This window comes from Micromonospora sp. NPDC005710, assembly GCF_040630995.1.
Classification (GTDB): domain Bacteria; phylum Actinomycetota; class Actinomycetes; order Mycobacteriales; family Micromonosporaceae; genus Micromonospora.
The window spans coordinates 118,597-135,548 of record NZ_JBEXYP010000002.1 but is presented as its reverse complement, the minus strand read 5'-3'; the positions used below and the strand labels follow the sequence as shown (position 1 = coordinate 135,548).

General features: G+C 70.4%; 15 protein-coding genes and 1 pseudogene. 5 read left to right on the top strand and 11 right to left on the bottom strand.

Annotation, left to right across the window (positions count from 1 at the left end):
• Positions 1 to 8 precede the first annotated feature (8 nt).
• The 5 genes from ABZ406_RS02910 to ABZ406_RS02890 all read right to left on the bottom strand — a co-directional run bounded on the left by ABZ406_RS02910 (position 9) and on the right by ABZ406_RS02890 (position 5,555).
• Positions 9 to 1,388 (bottom strand): GH1 family beta-glucosidase, encoded by a 1,380-nt coding sequence (locus ABZ406_RS02910; RefSeq protein WP_357755609.1) that lies wholly within the window; start codon positions 1,386 to 1,388, stop codon positions 9 to 11.
• Entirely contained in the window at positions 1,385 to 2,218 is an 834-nt protein-coding gene (locus ABZ406_RS02905) for a carbohydrate ABC transporter permease (protein WP_357755608.1), read from the bottom strand. The genes ABZ406_RS02910 and ABZ406_RS02905 overlap by 4 nt, the downstream gene beginning before the upstream one ends.
• On the bottom strand, positions 2,215 to 3,204 hold the full coding sequence (locus tag ABZ406_RS02900) for a sugar ABC transporter permease (protein WP_357755606.1): 990 nt from the start codon (positions 3,202 to 3,204) through the stop codon (positions 2,215 to 2,217). Before ABZ406_RS02900 ends, ABZ406_RS02905 begins: the two co-directional genes overlap by 4 nt.
• A 70-nt stretch (positions 3,205 to 3,274) precedes the next feature.
• Positions 3,275 to 4,579, bottom strand: coding sequence for an extracellular solute-binding protein (locus ABZ406_RS02895; RefSeq protein ID WP_357755605.1), 1,305 nt, complete (start codon positions 4,577 to 4,579; stop codon positions 3,275 to 3,277).
• 217 nt (positions 4,580 to 4,796) lie between these two features.
• Positions 4,797 to 5,555 carry a maleylpyruvate isomerase family mycothiol-dependent enzyme gene (locus ABZ406_RS02890; protein WP_357755603.1) on the bottom strand — a complete coding sequence of 253 codons (759 nt, stop codon included), beginning with the start codon at positions 5,553 to 5,555 and terminating at the stop codon, positions 4,797 to 4,799.
• A 69-nt stretch (positions 5,556 to 5,624) separates the two neighbouring features.
• Between ABZ406_RS02890 and ABZ406_RS02885 the strand changes: the two genes are divergently transcribed.
• Positions 5,625 to 6,707, top strand: a complete 1,083-nt coding sequence (locus ABZ406_RS02885) for a UDP-N-acetylmuramate dehydrogenase (protein ID WP_357755601.1) — start codon at positions 5,625 to 5,627, stop codon at positions 6,705 to 6,707.
• Between the two features lie 263 nt (positions 6,708 to 6,970).
• Here ABZ406_RS02885 and ABZ406_RS02880 read toward each other — a convergent pair whose 3' ends face one another.
• Both ABZ406_RS02880 and ABZ406_RS02875 read right to left on the bottom strand, forming a co-directional pair.
• Positions 6,971 to 7,759, bottom strand: a complete 789-nt coding sequence (locus tag ABZ406_RS02880; protein ID WP_357755599.1) for a class I SAM-dependent methyltransferase — start codon at positions 7,757 to 7,759, stop codon at positions 6,971 to 6,973.
• Positions 7,760 to 7,882: 123 nt separating this feature from the next.
• Positions 7,883 to 8,650, bottom strand: coding sequence for an SDR family oxidoreductase (locus ABZ406_RS02875; RefSeq protein WP_357755597.1), 768 nt, complete (start codon positions 8,648 to 8,650; stop codon positions 7,883 to 7,885).
• 205 nt (positions 8,651 to 8,855) lie between these two features.
• Here ABZ406_RS02875 and mshA point away from each other — a divergent pair, with 205 nt between their 5' ends.
• Positions 8,856 to 10,220 (top strand): D-inositol-3-phosphate glycosyltransferase, encoded by a 1,365-nt coding sequence (mshA, locus tag ABZ406_RS02870; RefSeq protein ID WP_357755595.1) that lies wholly within the window; start codon positions 8,856 to 8,858, stop codon positions 10,218 to 10,220.
• Between the two features lie 81 nt (positions 10,221 to 10,301).
• Positions 10,302 to 10,817, top strand: a complete 516-nt coding sequence (locus ABZ406_RS02865) for a YbjN domain-containing protein (RefSeq protein ID WP_357755593.1) — start codon at positions 10,302 to 10,304, stop codon at positions 10,815 to 10,817.
• Positions 10,818 to 11,142: 325 nt separating this feature from the next.
• Here ABZ406_RS02865 and ABZ406_RS02860 read toward each other — a convergent pair whose 3' ends face one another.
• Positions 11,143 to 11,784, bottom strand: coding sequence for a hypothetical protein (locus ABZ406_RS02860; RefSeq protein ID WP_357755928.1), 642 nt, complete (start codon positions 11,782 to 11,784; stop codon positions 11,143 to 11,145).
• Here ABZ406_RS02860 and ABZ406_RS02855 point away from each other — a divergent pair.
• Positions 11,726 to 12,241: pseudogene (locus ABZ406_RS02855) on the top strand (hypothetical protein); the annotation flags it as partial. The gene ABZ406_RS02860 and the pseudogene ABZ406_RS02855 overlap by 59 nt on opposite strands.
• Before the next feature lie 365 nt (positions 12,242 to 12,606).
• Here ABZ406_RS02855 and ABZ406_RS02850 read toward each other — a convergent pair.
• Positions 12,607 to 13,896, bottom strand: a complete 1,290-nt coding sequence (locus tag ABZ406_RS02850; protein ID WP_357755591.1) for an MFS transporter — start codon at positions 13,894 to 13,896, stop codon at positions 12,607 to 12,609.
• A gap of 74 nt (positions 13,897 to 13,970) precedes the next feature.
• A complete protein-coding gene (locus tag ABZ406_RS02845; protein WP_357755589.1) occupies positions 13,971 to 15,251 on the bottom strand; it encodes an MFS transporter in 1,281 nt (426 codons plus the stop codon).
• Between the two features lie 153 nt (positions 15,252 to 15,404).
• On the opposite strand from ABZ406_RS02845, the gene ABZ406_RS02840 reads away from it, so the two are divergent.
• Positions 15,405 to 16,172: a phosphoglyceromutase gene (locus tag ABZ406_RS02840; protein WP_357755588.1), complete on the top strand. Its 768-nt coding sequence runs from the start codon at positions 15,405 to 15,407 to the stop codon at positions 16,170 to 16,172.
• Between the two features lie 65 nt (positions 16,173 to 16,237).
• Here the strand turns inward: ABZ406_RS02840 and phoU are convergent, their stop codons facing one another.
• Positions 16,238 to 16,891 carry a phosphate signaling complex protein PhoU gene (phoU, locus tag ABZ406_RS02835; RefSeq protein ID WP_151496297.1) on the bottom strand — a complete coding sequence of 218 codons (654 nt, stop codon included), beginning with the start codon at positions 16,889 to 16,891 and terminating at the stop codon, positions 16,238 to 16,240.
• Positions 16,892 to 16,952: the final 61 nt, after the last annotated feature.

Here is a 16,952-nt window from a genome sequence, read left to right as displayed (position 1 = left end):
CCCGCTCGTCACAGCCCGTTCCGGGAGATCACCTCCTGGTACCACCGGGCGCTGGCCTTCGGTGTGCGCCGCTGGGTCAGGTAGTCGACGTGCACGATCCCGAACCGCTTGCGGTAACCCTCCGCCCACTCGAAGTTGTCCAGGAATGACCATACGAGATAACCGCGCAGGTCCACGCCCCGGGAGATCGCCTCGTGCGCCGCACGGAGGTGCCCGTCGAGGTAGGCGATGCGATCGGCGTCGATCACCTGCGTCGTACCGTCGGGCGAGTCGGCGCCGGGCTTGTCGGGGAATGCCCCGCCGTTCTCGGTGATCAGCAGCGGCACCCCGGGGTAGTCGGCGGCGATCCGTTCCAGCAACCGGGTGAGCCCGGCCGGCTCGATCATCCAGCCCATGTCGGTGAGCGGCCCGGCCGGCGGCAGGAAGTGCACAGCGCCCTCGGTGCCCGGATACGCGCCGTTGCCGGCACCGTCGGGCCGACCGGCCACGTAACTCGGGGCGTAGTAGTTGATGCCGAGCAGGTCGATCGGGGCGGCGATGAGTTTCTCGTCGCCATCGCGGATGAACGTCGGCTCGACGATCCGGGCCACGTGCTCGCGGACGTCGTCCGGGTAGCCGCCGGCCAGCAGGGGGTCGAGGAAGATCCGGTTGTGCAGCCCGTCGACCAGGCGTACCGCGGCGGCGTCGGCCGCGCTCTCGGGGTCGGCCGGGCGGACGTCGGCCGGGTTGACGGTGACGCCCACGCTGCGCGCGCCGGCCGCCCGCAGCGCCCGCGCCGCCAGGCCGTGCCCCAACAGCAGATGGTGTACGGCGGTGAAGGCCGCCGCCGGGTCCTGTTCGCCCGGCGCGTGCAGACCGTTCGCGTAACCCAGGTAGGCCGAGCACCACGGTTCGTTGAGCGTGGTCCAGGTGTCGATCCGGTCGCCGAGGCGGGCGTACACAGCTGTGGCGTAGGTGGCGAAGTGCTCGGCGGTGTCCCGGTTGGTCCAGCCGCCCCGGTCGCCGAGGGTCTGCGGCAGGTCCCAGTGGTAGAGGGTGACGATCGGGTCGATGCCCGAATCGAGCAACGTGTCGGTGAGCCGGTCGTAGAAGTCCAACCCTCGTGGGTTGACGGGGCCGGTGCCGTCGGGCTGGATCCGCGGCCAGGAGACCGAGAACCGGTACGCCCGCAGACCCAGCTCGGCCATCAATGCCACGTCGTCGGCGTACCGGTGGTAGTGGTCGCAGGCGACGTCGCCGGTGTGGCCCTGATACACCTTGCCCGGCGTACGGCTGAAGGTGTCCCAGATGGACGGACCGCGACCGTCGTCGCGGGCCGCGCCCTCGATCTGGTACGCGGCGGTGGCCGCACCCCAGAGGAAGCCGTCGGGAAAGTTGAGTTCACTCACGCCTTGACCGCACCTTCCATGATTCCGCCGATGATCTGCCGGCCGAACACCACGAAGACCAGCAGCAGGGGGAGTGTCGCGATGGCCGTACCGGTGAACACCTGCGACATGTCCTGGTAGTACCCGTCCGACAGGGCTCGTAGGGAGAGTTGCACTGTCGGATTGGCCGGATCGTTCAATACAGCGTACGGCCAGAGGAAGTCGTTCCAGGTGGTCATGAAGGTGAGCAGACCGAGGACGGCGGCGGCGGGACGCAGGGCGGGCAGCACGACGTGCCACCAGATGCGGGTGGTGCCGCAGCCGTCCATCCGGGCGGCCTCGATCAGTTCGTCGCTGATGGCCTGGCCGGCGTACTGGCGCATCATGAACACCCCGAACCCGGTGACCAGCACCGGAACGATGACGGCGGGCAGCCGGTCGTTCCAGTGCAGCTTGGTCATGAGCAGGTAGAGCGGGATCACGCCGAGCTGCGTCGGCACCATCATGGTCGCGATGATCACCAGCAGCAGGGCGTTACGGCCACGGAACGTCAACTTGGCGAAGGCGAACCCGGCCAGGCTGGAGAACAACACCACGGAGACGGTCACTGTGGTCGCGACGACTGCCGAGTTGATCAGGCCGGTCAGAAAGTACGCGTCGGTGTTGGCGAACAGGCGGGCGATGTTCGCGCCCAGGTTTCCGCCGGGAGTGACCGGGGGTGGCAGTTGGCCCATCGCGTCGTTGCTGCGGCTGGCGACGACGAACATCCACCAGATCGGAAAGACCGACAGGCCGGCGGCGACGACCAGGGCGAGGTAGGTGAGCGGACTGGCCCGCCAGAGCCGGCTCATCGGGTGGTTCCCTTCCGGGAGTTGGGGCGTTCTCTGCCGCCGAGTCGGCGCAGGATCAGCACGTTCACCGCCGCGACGATCGCGATGAGCGCGAAGAGCAGCCAGGCCACTGCTGAGCCGTACCCGAAGTTGTAGTGCGGGGCGAACGCGTTCTCGAACATGTACATGGTCAGGGTCTGCGACTCGCGCAGCGGTCCGCCGCGGATCGGGTTGGTGCCGGAGTGGAACATCCGGGGCTCGGTGAAGAGTTGCAGGCCACCGATGGTGGCGATGATGGTGCAGAAGATGATCGTCGGTTTGAGCAGCGGCACGGTGACCGACCAGAACTGTCGGGCCCGGCTGGCGCCGTCGATCGCCGCTGCCTCGTACAGGTCGCGGGGGATGGCCTGCATCGCGGCCAGCAGGATCAGCGCGTTGTAGCCGGTCCACCGCCAGTCGACCATCGCGGAGATCGCCACCCAGGAGGCCAGCCGGTTGGACTTCCAGTCGATCGCGTCCAACCCGACCAGGTCGAGCAGCCAGTTGATCATGCCGAACTCGCGGCCGAACAGCACCCCGAACACGATCGCCACGGCGGCCGTCGAGGTGACGTTCGGGACGAGCACCGCCATCCGCCATCCGGTGCGGGCCCGCAGCCCTCGATTCAGGAGGTTGGCCAGCCACAGCGCGGCGAGCAGTTGCGGGATCGTCGAGATCACGAAGATGCCCAGCGTGTTGACGAGCGCATGCCAGAAGTCGACGTCGGCGAGCAGCCGGGTGTAGTTCTCCGCGCCGACGAACGGATGGTCCGCGCCGAGCAGGTCCCAGTCGTGCAGCGACACCCAGAAGGTGTACGCCAGCGGGTACGCCCCGAAGACGCCGAAGATCACGAAGAACGGGGCGATGTAGAGGTACGGCGAGTAGCGGGTGTCGAGCCGGCTGAGCCGACCTGACGAGCGCTGGGTTGCCGGTCGGACCGGCGGACGGGCGTCGAGCTGGACGGTCATGCCCGAGGACTCCTTTCCGTCGCGCGGGCGGGACCTCAGCTCCCGAGGCCCGCCCGCACGCTCACTCGGGCTACTTGGCGGCGGCCTTCTTCGCGTTCGTCACCGCGTCGGTCCAGCCCTGCGCCGGGCTGCGCTTACCCAGCTCGACGGTCCGTACGGCGTTCTCCACCTCGGTCCGTACGGCCTGGTTCTTTGGGCCCATGTAGACCGGCTTCAAGCTCTTCGCGCCGGTGCCGAAGATGGCGCCTACCGGGGCCCCGGAGAAGTACGCGTTCGTCGCGCCGGTGATCGCCGGGTCGTCGAGCGCCTGCGGCGAGGAGGGCAGCGGACCCTTGGCCTTGAACGCCCCGATCTGCCCCTTGGCGCTGGTCAGGAACTTGGCCAGCTCGATCGCCTCGGCCTGGTGCTTGCTCTGCTTCGGCACGGCCAGGTGCGATCCACCCCAGTTGCCGCCGTCGCCGGGCACCCGGGCGATGTCCCACTTGCCCTGGGCGCCGGTGCCGGCGTTGGCCTCGATGACGCCCGTCATCCAGGCGGGGCAGGCGATGGTGGCGAACTTCGACTGTTTGAAGGCGGAAACCCACTCCTCCGACCACGAGCCGTACTTGCCGGACAGGCCCGAGTCGATGATGTCCATCGTGGTGTCCCACGCCTGTCGTACCGACGGGTTGCTGTCGACGACCAGGTTGTCGCTGGTGTCGTAGTAGCTGTAGCCGGTCGTGTTGCCGGCGGTCTGGAGCAGGATGGTGTTGAAGGTGTTCGTCGCCCCGTCGAGGAATGACGCGCCGGTCTTCGCGGCGGTGAACTTCTCGCCGGTGGCGATGTAGTCCGGCCAGGTCGGCCAGAGCTTGGACACCGCGTCCCGCTCGGTGGGCAGGCCGGCCTTCTCGAAGAGGTCCTTGCGGTAGCAGATGGCGATGCCGCCGACGTCGGTGCCGAGGCCGATGAGCTGCTTGCCGTCGGCGGTCAGGCCGGCGTTCCACTTCCACTCCAGGAAGTTGCCCTTGAGGTCGGCGGCGCCGTGGTCCAGCAGGTTGACGAAGTTCGCAGGATTGGCCTTGTACTCGACGAGCAGACCTTCCTCGATGGCCACCACGTCGCCGGCGCCTCGGCCGGCGGCGAGCCACTGGGTCAGCTTCGGCGAGTACTCGTCGAGGTTGGTGCCGGTGCCGCGTTCGACGATCTTCACGCCGGGGTTCGCTGCCATGTACTCCTGGTAAAGCTGCTCGTAGCCGAACTGGCCGAAGACGTCGACGGTCAGGGTGATCTGTCCGTTGCCCGGCTCGTCGCCACCGCCGCAACCGGCGGTGACGAGCAGGGCGGTGGTGGCGGCGAGGGCCACCGCGGCGAGGCGGCGGCGCGGGAAGACAGCCATGGGGTATCGACCTCTCTCAAGGCGGGCGGGTGATGGCGATGGCTAAGAGAGCGCTCTCACGACAGGGTGGTGGCTCACCATCCCGGTGTCAAGAGAGCGCTCTCTCAGCGTTGCGGTCCCGTGATGGACGGCCTCGGCATCGGGTGAGCTGAGCACCCGTGACGCCAACGAGGGCGGCACCCCCGCCGGGGTGACGCCCTCGTCGACGGTGCGTCGGTCAGCCGGTCCGCAGACCGTCCAACAGCGTGCGGTCGCCGACGACGTCAAGCGTCTCGAAGCTCACCCGCCCCCACAACGCCAACAACAGGTCGCTCGCGGTGCCACTGACCTGAGCCCGAGCGTGGTGATCGTCGTGGTCGAAGATGGTCGCCGTGTCGAGCAGCGCCACCCCCTCACCGCGCAACCGCAGATACCACTCCTGGGCCGCGTCGGTCGCGCAGAGTTGCACCACCCCGTGCCAGTCACCAGGCACCCGCCGCCGGCCCGCCGGCAGCCAGGTGTCCAGCACCTCACTCACCCCGTCGGCAGCGAGCTTGCCCTCCACCGGATCGCCAGCCGCGATGGCGAGCTGGGCGTCCCACCGGTGCACAGCAGTCTCGTGCGCCATCCGACGCGGCCAGAAACCGGCCTTCTTCGGCTGCGGGGCCCAGTTCCACGCCGGCGCCTCCGGGTCGAGCCCGTCGAAGAGGGTCATCACCCGGTCGTAGCCCTGCTGCCAGAGCTGCAACGCGCTCACACCCGGGTCAGTCTCGAACCGCTCCGGCCGAGGCGGCTGGCTGGTCTGGCCGGAACCGGCGAACGACGACACCCAGTGGTAGGTGCCCGCCATGTGCAGTGTGAGGTCGTTGACCGTCCAGCCCGGACAGGACAGCACCGGTGTCTCCGGCGGTGCCTCGGCCACCGCTGCCGCGAAAGCCGGACCCTCCGTCCGGAGCGCCCCGATCCAGAAATCCTTGCTGCCCTGCAGTCTGCTCATCGCCATCCTCCCGGGGGTGCCGGGCGACCAGTGGGTGCCACGGCTATCTGTCAGCCTAAGGTGAAGGGCGTGCCAGACGCCTCCGCCCAGCCGACAACCGACGCCGATCGTGCCATCCCCGATCCACTAGCCGGCTACACCACCCTACGAACCGGTGGGCCAGCCGAGCGGATCGTGGCCGCCGGCAGCGCCGACGAACTCGTCCACGCGGTGCGGACCGCCACGGAGCCGGTCCTCATCCTGGCCGGCGGCAGCAACGTCGTGATCGGCGACGCCGGTTTCCCCGGCACCGTCGTCCTGGTGCGCTCCCGTGGCATGCGGGTCATCGCCGAGGACACCACCTCGGTCACCGTACGGGTCGACGCCGGCGAGCCGTGGGACGACCTGGTCGCGGCCACCGTCGCCAACGGCTGGGCCGGGCTCGAATGCCTCTCCGGCATCCCCGGCTCCACCGGGGCCACCCCGATCCAGAACGTCGGCGCGTACGGCCAGGAAGTCGCCGAGACCATCACCGGCGTCGAGGTGTACGACCGGGTCGAAGGCATCCGCCACGTCATCCCCGCCGCCGACTGCGGCTTCGCCTACCGGGGCAGCATCTTCAAGTACGTTGACCGCTGGGTGGTGCTCTCGGTCGACTTCCGGCTCGCCCGGTCGCCGCTCTCCGGGCCGGTGCGCTACGCGGAACTGGCCCGAACCCTCGGTGTCGAGGTGGGCGATCAGGTGCCACTGGCCGACGCCCGCGCGGTAGTGCTGCGGCTACGTGCCGGCAAAGGAATGGTGCTGGATCCCAACGACCCCGACACGCGCTCCGTCGGCTCATTCTTCACCAACCCGGTCCTCGACCAGGCGACGTACGAGCAGCTCCTGGAACGCTCCGCCGACCTCGGTGACCCGCCCGCCTGGCCCGGAGCGGACGGCCTGGTCAAGGTGAGCGCCGCCTGGCTGATCGACAAGGCCGGCTTCACCAGGGGCCACCCCGGCGAGAGCGGGGTGGCCATCTCCAGCAAGCACACCCTGGCGCTCACCAACCGCAGCGGCACCGCCCACACCGCCGACCTGCTCACCCTGGCCCGCACCATCCGCGACCAGGTCCACGCCCGCTTCGGCGTAACCCTGCATCCCGAACCAGTCCTCATCAACTGCACCCTCTAACCACCCTCACCCCGCCCACACCCTTCACCCTCACCCCCGCGCCCCGGGCGATCTTGCAGTTTCTGCTGCGACATAAAGGCTGCACAAGGCAAATCGCCAACCAAAAGTGCAAGATCGGCGTGGGGGTGAGCCGCCCCGCCCCCGGTTGATCAAGGGGTTTGCGTCACCAGCGCGCCAGAACTTGACGCAAACCTCTTGATCACCGGAGGTGGGCACCGGGGGTGGGGCCCGGGGGTGGGGTGTGGGGGGTGCGGGGTTCTGGGTTAGGGGAGGGGCCAGGGGATTGTTAGTTCACCGTGGCGCCAGCGGCTGGGACTGTCGAGGATGGGCCAGCCTGATTCACCGAGACGGGTCACCGCGCGAAGCCAGCGTTGGCGGGGGCCGAAGGTGGCGTACGGGGCGGCGGCCTGCCAGGCGTCGTCCAGGGCGCGGATCAGCGCGTGCACCGGTTCACCGGGAACGTTGCGGTGGATCAGCGCCTTGGGCAACCGCTCGGCCAGCTCGGCGGGGCTGCCCAGCGTGGTGAGTTTCGCGGCCAGGGTCAGCGTCCGGGGGCCTTCGGCATCGATCAGCAGCCAGGTGGCCAGCCGCCCCAACTCGTCACAGGTGCCCTCGACGAGCGCTCCGCCGGGGGCGAGCGCCGCGGTCATGGTTCGCCAGGCTTCGGGCACATCGCTCTCGTCGTACTGTCGAAGCACGTTGAACGCGCGGACCAGCACCGGCCGGAGCCCGGCCAACTCGAAACCACCCCGGGCGAACGTGAGACCGGGTGGGTCGGCGGCCGACGCGGCGGCCGCCACCCGGGCCGCGTCGATCTCCAATCCGACCAGCCGTACGTCCGGGCGTACCCCGGCCGCCAGCCGAGCGCGCAACTCCACAGCGGTGACCGGGGTGGCCCCGTAGCCGAGGTCGACCACCAGGGGGTCCTCCGCCGCCAGCAGCCGGTCGGCGCAGGTGGCGACGATCCAGTTGTCCACCCGACGGAGCCGGTTCGGGTTCGTCGTGCCGCGGGTGATCGCACCTAACGGCCGCCGCCGTGCCGCAGGGCTCATGCCGACCTCAGGCCAATCCGTTTGCGACTGCGGGGCTCGCAAACCCGGCTCACTCCTCGCGCTTCACTGCGTGGTCTCCGTTCGCGACTGCGGGGCTCGCAAACTCGGCTCACTCCTCGCGCTTCACTGGCCGACCCGGTGCACCTTGTGCTGGGCCGCCTGCGCCCGGGGCCGGACCACCAGCCGGTCGATGTTGACGTGCTCCGGGCGGGTGGCGCACCAGGCGATGCAGTCGGCGACGTCCTCGGCGACCAGGGGGTCGGGTACCCCGGCGTAGACGGCGGCCGCCCGTTCCGCGTCGCCCTCGAAGCGGACGAGCCCGAACTCGTCAGTTTTCACCATGCCCGGGTCGATCTCGATGACCCGCAGCGGCCGGCCACACAGTTCCAGGCGGAGCGTGCCGGCGATGGCGGTCTGCGCGTGCTTCGCGGCGGTGTAACCACCCCCGCCCTCGTAGACGCCCAGGCCGGCGGTGGAGGAGACCACCACGACGGTGCCGGAGCCGGAGGCCTCCAGCGCCGGCAACAGCGCCTGGGTGACCCGAAGGGTGCCGAGGACGTTGACGTCGTACATCCACTGCCAGTCGGCGACCGAGCCGGACTCGACCGGGTCCAGTCCGCGCGCGCCGCCGGCGTTGTTCACCAGCAGGGTGACCGGCCCGGGGGCTGCGCTGGCGGCCTCGGCCAGCCGGGCCACCGACTCGTCCGAGGTGACGTCGCAGGTCACGGCGGTGGCCTGCCCTCCGGCGGCGGTGATCTCGGCGACCAGGTCGGTGAGCCGTTCGGCGCGGCGGGCGGCGGCGAGCACGTGGAAGCCCTCGGCGGCGAGCCGGCGGGCGGTGGCCGCGCCGATCCCGCTGGACGCTCCGGTGACGATGGCGACTGAGGTCATCCCGACATTGTCACCCCAGGCGCACGACCCGCCCCGACCGGGCGTACGGCGGCCGATGGCGGACGTTCGGTGATGAGGTCCGTCACGCCGGGGGGCCGCGCCGGGGTATTTCCGAAGCCCGATGGGGAAGATGACATCCGGCGTACAGGTTGACCGAGAAGCGCCGGTCGTGCGTGACGGCATCAACCGTGAAGAAGGAGCGGATGTGGCGGAAATGCACACCGGCGTCGGGCGTCAGCGAGGTGCCCAACCGTGGCCCCGGCCTCGCCGTATAGCCACCCTGTCGGTACACACCTCTCCCCTGCACCAGCCCGGCACGGGTGATGCCGGCGGAATGAACGTCTACATCCTCGAAGTCGCCAGGCGTCTCGCCGAGGCCAACGTCGAGGTGGAGATCTTCACCCGGGCCACCTCCGGTGACCTCCCCCCGGTGGTCGAGATGGCGCCCGGCGTGCAGGTCCGGCACATCACCTCCGGCCCCCTGGAAGGTCTCACCAAGGAGGAGCTGCCCGGTCAGCTCTGCGCCTTCACGGCCGGGGTGCTGCGTGCGGAAGCGTCCCGCCCGCCCGGTCACTACGACCTGATCCACTCCCACTACTGGCTCTCCGGCCAGGTCGGCTGGCTGGCCAAGGAGCGCTGGGGCGTGCCGCTCGTGCACACCGCGCACACCTTGGCGAAGGTCAAGAACGCCCAGCTCGCGGCCGGTGACCGCCCGGAGCCCAAGGCCCGGGTCATCGGCGAGGAGCAGGTCGTCGCCGAGGCGGACCGGCTGGTCGCCAACACCCGGGTCGAGGCCAGCGACCTGCTCGACAGGTACGACGCCGACCCCACCCGGGTTTCCGTTGTGCAACCCGGCGTCGATCTGGCCCGGTTCCGGCCCGCGCCGGGTGACCGGTCCGCGGCCACCCGCGAGGCCCGTCGCCGGCTGGGGCTCCCCCTCGACGGGTACGTGGTTGCCTTCGTCGGTCGGATCCAGCCGCTCAAGGCCCCCGACGTGCTGATCCGCGCTATCGCCGCGCTGCGGGAGCGCGATCCGGCGCTGGCCGACCAGGTGACAGTGGTCATCTGCGGTGGGCCCAGCGGCAGCGGACTGGACCGGCCGACAGCCCTGATCGAGCTGGCCGCCAAGCTCGGGGTCAGCGACGGCGTGCGCTTCCTGCCACCGCAGACCGGGGACGACCTCCCGGCCCTGTACCGGGCGGCGGACCTGGTCGCGGTGCCGTCGCACAACGAATCGTTCGGGCTGGTCGCCCTGGAGGCGCAGGCCTGCGGTACGCCGGTTCTGGCCGCCGCCGTCGGAGGGCTGGTCACGGCCGTCCGGGATCAGGTCAGTGGCGTACTCATCGACGGGCACGACCCGGCCGACTGGGCCGTGGCGCTGGGCAGCCTGCTGCCGAACCGGGCGCTGCGGTCGGTGCTGGCCCTGGGTGCCGAGCAGCACGCCCGGCACTTCTCCTGGGACCGTACGGTCGCCGGCCTCCTCGGGGTCTACGGCGAGGCGATCGCCGGGCACCGCGCCCGGCTCGCGGCCGACCTGGCTGGTGACCCTGCGCTGTCCTGCTCCTGGTGACCGCCGCCGGGGCAGTGGCACGGGTCGGGGTGGGCCGCTGTCACCCGGTGCGGGGGCGGGGTCGGTCGTAGAGTGGGTCCGGTGAGCCCGAAGAGCGATCTTGCGACCCTGATCGAGTCGGTGTGTGCCGAGCGGGACCTGGCCTGGGAGTTGACCGGCCCCGGCTCGTACGCGGTGACTCTGCCGGGCACCCACAAGCTCAAGACGATCTGCAACCTGATCGTCGGCGAGCACGCGCTACGGATCGAGGCGTTCGTGATGCGCCAGCCGGACGAGCGCCGCGAGGAGCTGTGGGCCTGGCTGTTGCAGCGCAACGCCCGCATGTACGGCGTCTCCTTCTCCACCGACGCCGTCGGCGACGTGTACCTCACCGGTCGGGTCAACCCGGCCGGCGTGGACGCCGACGAGTTGGACCGATTGTTCGGCGCCGTGCTCACGTACGCCGACGAGTCCTTCGACACGATGTTGGAGATCGGCTTCGGTAGTTCGATCCGGCGCGAGTACGAGTGGCGGGTCAAGCGGGGCGAGTCGACAGCCAACCTGGCGGCCTTCGCTCATCTCTTCGAGCCCTCGGCCGCCGGCCCCGACCCAACCTGACGTCCACGCCTCAGGCTCCGCGCGCTGTTCGCAATCTGGCCCGCCTGGCTCGGCGATCTTGCACTTTCTGTCGCGACACACCAGGCATTCCACGCGTGTCGACGACCGAAACTGCAAGATCGGCGCGATCTTCCCAGTGCTGAACACGATCATGGCGAACTGACTGGTTCGGACTGCTCCTGACGGGTATGCCGCACCGCGCGGTGCGGCAAAGGGACCCCCGCGCGCCGATGACGGAGTGCCAAGGAGCGGAGCGTCCCATGGCTCAGCGGAACAGCTCAGGTCGCGGCGCGACTGCGACAAGGACGAAACGACAGGCCGGCAATCAGTCGCCGGGTACGCCAGGGGTCTCCGAGTCGGAGATCTCGCGGATGCGGGTGGAGGACATCAGGGGGCAACTGCGCAAACGCGGGGTCTCCGGGATCTCCGCACTGCGCAAGCCCGAGCTGGTGAAACAGTTGGTGCGCTCGATGCGTGCCGGCGCGGGTCGGAGCAGCACCGGCCCGTCGGGCCGGGCCACCGGCACCCGGGCGTCGGCGGGTCGTGCTGCCGCCACCAAGAGGTCGGCGGCCAGGCCGGCGTCGAGCCGCGCGAAGGCAGCGCCGGCGAACAAGAGCGCACCCGCGAAGCGGGCCGCCGCGACGAAGGCGACCGCCACGCGGAAGTCGACGGCGGCGGCGAAGAGGGCGCCGGCGAAGAAGACGACGGCCGCGAAGAAGACCACGGCGGCGGCGAGGTCGACGGCGGCCCGCAAGACCACCGCCGCGAGCCGGACCACCGCCGCCCGCAAGACCACGGCAGCTCGCAAGACGGCGACGGCGCGTACCGCGCCCGCGCGGAAGGCACCGGCGAAGAAGGCGCCGGCCCGCCCGGCGGCGAAGCGCACGGCACCCGCGAAGACCACGGCGGCCAAGCGCGCGACGGCGAAGCGCACGGCACCGGCCAGGAGCACGACGGCCAAGAGCACCGCGGCCAAGTCCACGGCGGCAAGGCGCGCGGCACCGGCCAAGCGCGCGCTGACGCCGTCGACCGGTGGCGGGACGACGGCCGGCGGGATCAGGACCGGGCGGGGTACGGGTCGGTCGGTGCGGAGCTCGCAGGTGATCTCGTCGGTGATGGATCGGCCGGAGCGCCCGGGGCGGAGTCTGATCACGGCGAACCACGAGGTGATCCAGCGCTGGGCCCGGGAACGCGGGGCGAGGCCGGCGACCATCGCCGGCACCGAGCGGGATGGCCGGGCGGGTGTGTTGACCTTCAACATTCCCGGATACCGGGAAAGCAGCCGGATTCGCGAGATCACCTGGGATGAGTGGTTTTACACGTTTGACCTGCGGCGGTTGAACCTGATCTATCAGGAGCAGTTGCGGGACGGCCGGCAGAGCAGCTTCTTCCGGACCGAGTCACCCGATCGGGAAGACGGTTGAGGCGTTTGCGGGAATGGCCGACGGGTAGTCGGCTGTTGCCAACGGACGAGGCCGGAGCAGCGGATACTCGCCAGTTGTGACGGGCGAGACAGGCGTTCTGGGTTGAATCCAGAATCCGGGCGAACTAGCTTTATTGCACCGCGCCACGTTTGGAAACGTTCGGGGGAGCGGCGGATCGATCAGATCCGCGCACCAGACGAGGCGCGAGGGGACGGGTGGATCAACCGTTGGGGGACGGTGCCCACCTGTTAGGACCGGCGGCGTGAGCGGGCGATGCTTACGGGGGTGAGTGTTGCCCGCCGCCGCCGGCCCCACCGGCGGGCGCCCACCACGACCTCAGGGGACGTGGTGGGCGCTTTGCGTCGTCATGCGGCCGGTACGTGGTCTGCGGTGGTTGTCGGTTCCCGCTCTGTGCGCAGCGCGGCGACGTGCCGCTCCCGGTGTGGTCCGGCGAGCAGGTGGCCGAGCGCGGCCAGCAGGCCCAGCCCGCCCACTATCAGCCAGTGCCGGTCGCCGAGGTGCTGAAGGCTCACTCCGCCGAGGGTGGGTGCGACGAACGCCGCGGCGGGGAACGTCAGGTAGAAGACCGACTGGTAGCGGGCGCGGAGCTGCGGTGGTGCCAGGTCCGCGTTGATCTGCGCGTTGGGTGGGGCGGCGAGCATCGAGCCGACCGTCCAGACCACTGCGGCTCCGAGGTAGACGGCAAGTTCGTCGGCGATGGCGAGGGCCCCGAAGCCGAGCGCCAGCAGCGCTGTGGAGGCCGCCAGCACGACGTCCTTGCGGTGCCTGTCGATCAGCCGGGGCACGAACAGTTGGCCGATCACGATCAGCGCGCCGCCGAGTGCCACCACGAGCCCGTACGCCGACGGCCCCAAGCCGTCCGCGCGCATGGCCAGCGGCATGATCGTCGACGTCTGCATGGTGAGTACGGCCAGCACGAAGGTGAGCCCGACGAAGACCAGGAACGTGCGGTCGGTGAGCGCGGTGTGCAGTCCCGGCCGGCGGGAGCGGACGGGCGTGGGTGTCGCCGGGGTGGCGGGCGGCAGGTCGGCCGCTGGCCGGGCCAGCCGCAGGGTTTCGGGCACCTTCCAGCCGATCACGGCGGCGGCGGTGAGGGTGGCGCCCGCGTCGACCAGGAACAGTGCGGTGAAGCTCGCTTCGGCCAGCACCCCGGCGAGCAGCGAGGCGACAGCCATGCCGAGGTTGAACGCCCAGAACTGGAGGTTGAACGCGCGCGAGCGGCGCTCGGCGGGCACCACGTCGACGATCGCCGCCACGAACGCCGGGCTGGGCATCGAGTGCACCACGCCGATCAGCGCGGAGAGCGCCGCGATCAGCAGCAACTGGTGGGTGAAGGCGAGCGCCACCATCAGGCCGACGGTGGCCAGGTGCGAGGCGAGCAGGGTCGCCCGGCGGCCCCACCGGTCGGCGAGCACCCCGCCGAGCAGCACGCCGGCCGCCCCGCCGGCCCCGTACGCGCCGACCACGGTGCCGGCCAGGGCTTCACTCGCGCCGCGTACGTCGGTGAGATAGAGCGAGAGGAACAGCATGGCGAACGCGCCGGCCCGGTTGATCAGGAGGCCGGCCCAGAGGTACCAGAAGGTGGCGGGGAGTCCGCCTGCGGTGTCGTGCCACCAGCGCCGCAGGGCGTGCACCCGACCTCCCGACAGTTCGGATTGTTAACTGTTTGAACTGCACAGTAGGAACTTCGGCACCGCCGCGCCACTCGTCACGCGTCGGCGGGCTGCGCCGTCCGGGAGACCACGGTCGGGGTCAGTGCCTCCCCGGAGCGGCGCAGTGCCACCGCCCGCCGTTCCCGGGCCGGCCCGGACACCAGGTGGGCCACTGCGGTGAGGAGGCCGAGAGCCGCGCAGGCGTACCAGAGCGTGTCGTTGCCGGCGTGCTCGCGGACCAGACCACCGAGGATCGGCGCGCTGGCCCCGGCGATCTGCCAGGAGAGGGAGAACACACCCTGGTAGCGACCACGCAGTTCGGCCGGGGAGAGTTCGGCGATCAGGGTGGAGTTGGAAGGCGAGTTCAGCATCTCGCCGACCGTCCAGATCAGCACTGTCAGCCCGTAGAACCAGGCGGTGCCGGCGAACGCGGTGAGCCCGAACCCCACGCCCGTCACCACTGATGCGAGCGCGAGCACGTGGGAGCGGCTCCGCCCCCGGATCAGTCGGGGCACGAAGAGTTGGCCGACCACGATGAGGATGCCGTTGAGCGCGATCACCGAGCCGTAGGTGGCCGGGCTCAGACCGTCGTCGCCCATGGCGATCGGCAGCATCGAGATGTGCTGGAGGAACACCAGCGCGGCGAGCAGGTTGAGGGCCACGAAGCCGAGGTAGACCCGGTCGCTGAGGATCGTGCGCAGGGCGCCGGGGGTGGTCGTTGCCGCCACCGGGGTGGTGGTGTCACCGCTGTGCCGGGTCTCCGGCACCTTGCTGAAGATGATCAGCGCGGTGATCAGCATGGTGGCCGCGTCGATCACGAAGAGCAGCAGGTAGTCGGCCTGGGCGGCGAGGCCGGCGAGGACGGCGGCGCAGGCGAAGCCCAGGTTGATCGCCCAGTAGTTGAGCGAGAAGGCGCGCAGCCGGTCCTTCGCCGGCACCACGTCGATCATCATGGCCCCGAACGCGGGCCGGGCCGCCTCGGCGAACATGCCGAGCAGCAGTGCGCCGAGCGCCACCGCCCACAGGTCCCGGGCCAGCCCGAGCGCGAGCATCATGGCCGCGGCGCCCACGTGGGCGGTTAGCAGCGTCGGCCGGCGACCCCACCGGTCGGCGAGGATGCCGCCGGCGGTGGTGCCGAACGCCCCGCCGACGCCCCAGAGGCCGATCACCAGACCGGCCTGCGAGGCCGAGAAGCCCCGTTCCTGGGTCAGGTAGATGGCGAGGAAGACGAGGACGAACGAGCCGAGCCGGTTGATCAGGGTGCCGGACCACAGGTACCAGAAGGTGGTCGGTAAGCCGCCGGTGGTGTCCCGGAACCAACTCCGCATCGTCCGCATATGGCGCCCCCGTTTGCAAGTAATGACCGATGTGACTGCCGTGCCTTACAACCCTAAGGGCGGCCGGATCCGCTGGTCATCAGCTTTTTCACGTGGTGGTCGTCACGACGGCTGCCCGCGTGTCCGCCGGGCGGTTGAGGCAGGATGATCCGCATGACTGCGAGCGAAGGGCCCACCGTCGGGACGCTGGTCCTGCTGCGGCACGGCGAGAGCGACTGGAATGCCAAGAACCTCTTCACCGGCTGGGTGGACGTCGACCTGACCGAGAAGGGCGAGGGCGAGGCGCGCCGCGGCGGCGAGTTGCTGCGCGAGCACAGCCTGCTGCCGGACGTCGTGCACACGAGCGTGATGCGCCGCGCCATCCGCACCGCCGAGCTGGCGCTCAACGCCGCCGACCGGCACTGGATCGCCGTACGGCGGTCGTGGCGGCTCAACGAGCGGCACTACGGCGCCCTGCAGGGCAAGGACAAGAAGCAGACCCTCGACGAGTACGGCGAGGAGCAGTTCATGCTCTGGCGCCGGTCGTACGACACCCCGCCGCCGCCGATCGAGGACAACGACGAGTGGTCGCAGGTGGGTGACCCGCGTTACGCGCTGCTGCCGACCGAGCTGATGCCGCGCACCGAGTGCCTCAAGGACGTCGTCGACCGGATGCTGCCCTACTGGTACGACTCGATCGTGCCGGACATCCTGGCCGGCCGGACGGTGCTGGTGGCCGCGCACGGCAACTCGCTGCGCGCCCTCGTCAAGCACCTCGACCAGATCTCCGACGAGGCGATCGCCAAGCTGAACATCCCGACGGGCATCCCGCTGCGCTACGACCTCGACCCGCAGTTGCGCCCGCTCACGCTCGGCGGCACGTACCTCGACCCGACCGCCGCGAAGGCGGCCGCCGCAGCGGTGGCCAACCAGGGGCGCTGAGCCGACGGACAGGGGCCCCTCGCCACCGCGAAGAGCGGTGACGAGGGGCCCCTGGCGTGTGCCGGTCAGTTGCTGCTGGGCGTGCTCTCCCCGGTGATCAGGTAGATCACGTGCTCGCCGGCGTTCACCGCGTGGTCGGCGAAACGCTCGTAGAAGCGGCCCAGCAGGGTGGCGTCGATAGCCGTCTCGACCCCGTACGGCCAGTCGTCGCCGAGCAGCACCGCGAACAGGTTCTTGTGCAGCTCGTCCATGGCGTCGTCGTCGCGGTCCAGTTCGCCGGCGAGGTCGGCGTCGGGCTTCGCCAGCACCGAACCGATCTTGACGGCCATCCGGTCGGCGATCTCGGACATCTCGGTGAAGACCGTCCGCAGCTCGGCCGGGACGGCGGGGGAGGGGTGCCGGCGCAGCGCGGTCTTCGCCACGTGCTCGGCGAGGTCGCCCATCCGCTCCAGGTCGGCTGCCACGTGCAGCGCGGTGATCATCGCCCGGAGGTCGGAGGCGACCGGCGCCTGTCGGGCGAGCAGGTCACAGACCCGCTCCTCGACGTGCCGGTAGAGGTCGTCGATCTCGGCGTCCCGCTCGATGACCGTCTCGGCGGCCTGCCGGTCGGCGGTGAGCAGGGCCCGGGTGGCCTGGCGCATGGCGGCGCGGACGCCCTCCGCCATGTCCACCAGCAGTTGGCTGACGATCTGGAGGTCGGCCCGGAACTCGTCGCGCATCATCACGTCCTGTGGTCGGTCGCCGCCGACGGGTGCCGGCGCAGGGGGGTTGAGCAGGTGC

Bases quoted from the DNA above. Each gene is read 5' to 3' on its own strand.
- ABZ406_RS02905 (WP_357755608.1), bottom strand. From the start codon at position 2,218: ATGAGCCGGCTCTGGCGGGCCAGTCCGCTCACCTACCTCGCCCTGGTC.
- ABZ406_RS02900 (WP_357755606.1), bottom strand. From the start codon at position 3,204: ATGACCGTCCAGCTCGACGCCCGTCCGCCGGTCCGACCGGCAACCCAG.
- ABZ406_RS02895 (WP_357755605.1), bottom strand. From the start codon at position 4,579: ATGGCTGTCTTCCCGCGCCGCCGCCTCGCCGCGGTGGCCCTCGCCGCC.
- ABZ406_RS02890 (WP_357755603.1), bottom strand. From the start codon at position 5,555: ATGAGCAGACTGCAGGGCAGCAAGGATTTCTGGATCGGGGCGCTCCGG.
- ABZ406_RS02880 (WP_357755599.1), bottom strand. From the start codon at position 7,759: ATGAGCCCTGCGGCACGGCGGCGGCCGTTAGGTGCGATCACCCGCGGC.
- ABZ406_RS02875 (WP_357755597.1), bottom strand. From the start codon at position 8,650: ATGACCTCAGTCGCCATCGTCACCGGAGCGTCCAGCGGGATCGGCGCG.
- ABZ406_RS02845 (WP_357755589.1), bottom strand. From the start codon at position 15,251: ATGCGGACGATGCGGAGTTGGTTCCGGGACACCACCGGCGGCTTACCG.
- ABZ406_RS02840 (WP_357755588.1), top strand. From the start codon at position 15,405: ATGACTGCGAGCGAAGGGCCCACCGTCGGGACGCTGGTCCTGCTGCGG.
- phoU (WP_151496297.1), bottom strand. From the start codon at position 16,891: ATGCGCGACGAGTTCCGGGCCGACCTCCAGATCGTCAGCCAACTGCTG.